At 45.7% G+C, this 2,973-nt stretch carries 5 protein-coding genes and 2 pseudogenes; all 7 read right to left on the bottom strand.

Annotated elements, in window-relative coordinates; all coding sequences use genetic code 11:
* Nucleotides 1-314: pseudogene (locus CIK04_RS28215) on the bottom strand (PP2C family serine/threonine-protein phosphatase); the annotation flags it as partial.
* 15 nt (nucleotides 315-329) lie between these two features.
* Nucleotides 330-1,022 (bottom strand): annotated as a pseudogene (tagF, locus tag CIK04_RS28220) (type VI secretion system-associated protein TagF).
* Between the two features lie 147 nt (nucleotides 1,023-1,169).
* Nucleotides 1,170-1,370, bottom strand: coding sequence for a type VI secretion IcmF C-terminal domain-containing protein (locus CIK04_RS34590; protein WP_325205943.1), 201 nt, complete (start codon nucleotides 1,368-1,370; stop codon nucleotides 1,170-1,172).
* Between the two features lie 15 nt (nucleotides 1,371-1,385).
* Nucleotides 1,386-1,706 (bottom strand): hypothetical protein, encoded by a 321-nt coding sequence (locus CIK04_RS35810; RefSeq protein WP_369597181.1) that lies wholly within the window; start codon nucleotides 1,704-1,706, stop codon nucleotides 1,386-1,388.
* Nucleotides 1,675-2,010 carry a hypothetical protein gene (locus CIK04_RS34595; protein ID WP_325205944.1) on the bottom strand — a complete coding sequence of 112 codons (336 nt, stop codon included), beginning with the start codon at nucleotides 2,008-2,010 and terminating at the stop codon, nucleotides 1,675-1,677. Before CIK04_RS34595 ends, CIK04_RS35810 begins: the two co-directional genes overlap by 32 nt.
* A gap of 55 nt (nucleotides 2,011-2,065) precedes the next feature.
* The gene (locus CIK04_RS34600) at nucleotides 2,066-2,347 is read right to left on the bottom strand and encodes an ImcF-related family protein (RefSeq protein ID WP_325205947.1); all 282 of its coding nucleotides are present in this window, start codon (nucleotides 2,345-2,347) and stop codon (nucleotides 2,066-2,068) included.
* Nucleotides 2,348-2,591: 244 nt separating this feature from the next.
* Nucleotides 2,592-2,942 carry an ImcF-related family protein gene (locus CIK04_RS34605; protein WP_325205945.1) on the bottom strand — a complete coding sequence of 117 codons (351 nt, stop codon included), beginning with the start codon at nucleotides 2,940-2,942 and terminating at the stop codon, nucleotides 2,592-2,594.
* Between the last annotated feature and the right edge of the window lie 31 nt (nucleotides 2,943-2,973).

Genomic DNA, 2,973 nt, shown 5'->3' on the forward strand with positions numbered 1-2,973 from the left:
TAACCTTCCTGTAAGAACAACAGCACAACAGTTGAACCCATGGTTTTGCCATCTAGGTGGACTTGGGCGTACTGGAAAATTTCCCTATTGGCCACGTCGATCATCTGACGCAATTCATCGATACCAAAATCCGGCAGTGTCGAGACAATCTTCAATGCGATCGACAAGCATTTGGCTCGCAACATCACCGGCTGAGTGCCCCCCATGCCATCGGCAACAACCCATACACGCCTTGCGGTCATATCCAACAACGCATCCTCGTTGTAAGGGCGGACTTTACCTGCGTGTGTCTTGGAAAATAGTAAGAACTCCAACTCATTCGATCACCGTTACCAATTCCATTTCTGCCATTGTCCATCCAACATTGCGGCAAATTTGCCAATTTGTGGTAAACCATCCATGACGAGCATCATCGGCTCGATGGCATCATTACCATCCGTCCACCAGTAGCACGGCTTAGGGAATGCCTAGTCGAACAACATGAGAGTAGCAAACTCATCACATTGGTTTCTGTATGTTCCTTAATAAAGAGGTTTTCCCCACTCAGTTTCTTTTGGGAAACCGGTAACGTTTCTGCCGAAATAGCGTTAATTAACTCTGTACCGGACTGTAGATTCTGACGCCAAACGTCGAAGGTAAAATGATCGTCCAGCACGGTTAACGCCAGCTCTTGCGATTCGTTGGCCCAATCTCGACGGCTCCAATAGCTCACGGCATCACCAAGAACGGGCCTGGCTAATGTAAAGAAGAAGTACCGTCCAGCGGCATCGACGCTAGGAATCATCGTTCCGATGATCGTGGCGTCATTGGTAACACCACTGTCCAATGCGAAATGCCAAATTGGGGCGTTTAGAAAATGGCTTTGCCATGTTTCCTGTAGCTGTTCTTTGCTAACGGCGATAATCGCCTGCTGCCAATCGTGGAAAAGATCCGCAAAAGGTTTGGCAAGTCTTGCTTGATAAAATCCCYTTGCAGGAATTTGCTATAAAGCCCCAGCTTGGTGTTATAGCGTTTGCGGACATCGGAAACTCTCCATATCACTCGACCAAAATGGGTTCATCGTACTTTTAGGAATCAACTCCAGTTGAACTTTGTTGCCTTTCAAATCAATCATGACGATGTTGTCTTTGCGAGATTGTCGGCCTTGCTTTCAAGATTGATCAAGCAACTTAAAAATAGCCCCATTCACCTTCATAGGTATAAGCAATTTCACGAATCGAATCGGGTGGTGTGAAAACCACTCTTGTTGCTGAACGCTTCGCTGGCCAAGACAGTATTTTTACTCTGCTGCCATGTCGGTATGCAAGATTCTGCCCCCCAACTTCCAGTACAAAGCTGGTTATATGTTGGTCTAGGTATATCGGTTTCATTGCAAAATTCGACTTTTAGTGTATTGTCGAGTTCAAAAAATGACTGTCGGATGCGATCTGCTCGTTGGAATACGGCGAGTGTTTCTTGACTAACACCGATTTCCTCTCGAAGCGCCACGCGCTTCTCGACGTATCGACAAACGGTTCCAAGTACTCGACAAAGAACGCATCAAGTGTTCCGCCGTAGCCAAAGAATCGACTGAAGTCCTTTAACGTCACTTCTGTTTTCGCTCTTGGCTCAAACGGATACCTGCCTTTGATGCTGCGCTCATAAGGTTTAAGAACCTTGTTAACCCATAGCGTGTTAAGGTGAGATCGCGATCCTTTTTCCGCCAACTTCGACCGATTCCTCGGAAAGTTCGCCTAGCCAGTTGTTGAACGGAGCGGTAAAGCTGTTAGCATGTTCAATTGACGCGGCAACTTCTCCTGTCACAGTGCCATTTAAGATACTCTTGTAGGCGACTTTCTGATTGTTTCCTGAGCTAGAGAGATCGGCCAAATAACTTTTTAAACCGCTCAATGCGAGGTGAATATCGTCGAAGTCTTGGTCTGTCATCCTGACAAGATCGTCAAACTCGGCTTCCACTTCTTTCCCGGGAAGCGCAATATCAAACGAACTCCCCTCTTCCGGACGATACAAATCAAGTTTGTCCGCCGTATTTGAAAATTTTACTTTGGCGACTTTACCAGCGACTTCAGCGGCGCTTTTCTGTGTTGCTTAGCGAAACTTTCGTTAATGCCACCTCTTTTTGTACCGCTTTAAGCAGCGATTCAATTGGTCGCTCAGAGCCCGCTAATGCCATACTCTGTTCTAAACTCAATTTCAAACTTGGTGCCGCTTTGAGTTGGATGTCATTGAGCAGCGTCTTCCATTCATAGACATAGTCACGATAGTAGCGCTCTCTCACGCCTTGCAAAGCGAGATCATGGTCGATGTTCTGCGCGTCAATCTCATCCCATACACCAGTTTCTTCCATCAAGGCTTTACCATACGACCCAGTTGTAATTGGAAGATGCTATGGAAACCGTTGTACGTGTAGAAACCGGAAATCCCATGGACAATGGCTTACCACTTTTTCGCTCAAATTGCTCAACTCCTCTTGCCCCTAGAACGTCCGTTAAACGGAATTGAAGGCACATGACTTTTAAGGAACTGGAGTTTCATTCTCTGGTAGGCCCTTTCCGACAACCGAACATTTCTGTTAGAACATCTGGCTGCGGTTACTGATCGTGTTGATATATAAGCCTCTGTCTGCCTGTCGACAAAAAGTTTTCGGTATGAGCGTAGAGTTGCTCTCTTAACTCTTGATTCAGTTCGCCGGGATACTGCCTTTCAAAGAAATAATTGAACCAACCAAGAACATGTTCACGCTCAAATTTGTCATCGTTGAAGAGCATCAAATATGTTTTGAGTGTTTCGTACAGATATTCTCGGTGTTGTTCATTGTTCTTCATTTCACTGAGAAGTACCGATTCAACATAGGATGAATAGTAATTTGTCAGTGCTTGGTGATAAGCACTCTTAGCTGATTGGCCGATTTTCTCACCTTGAAACAAACCAAATGATGTCACACGATCTCATCTCTTCGTCTTGCTGTCCATA

The sequence above is a fragment of the Vibrio sp. 03_296 genome (genome assembly GCF_002265885.1).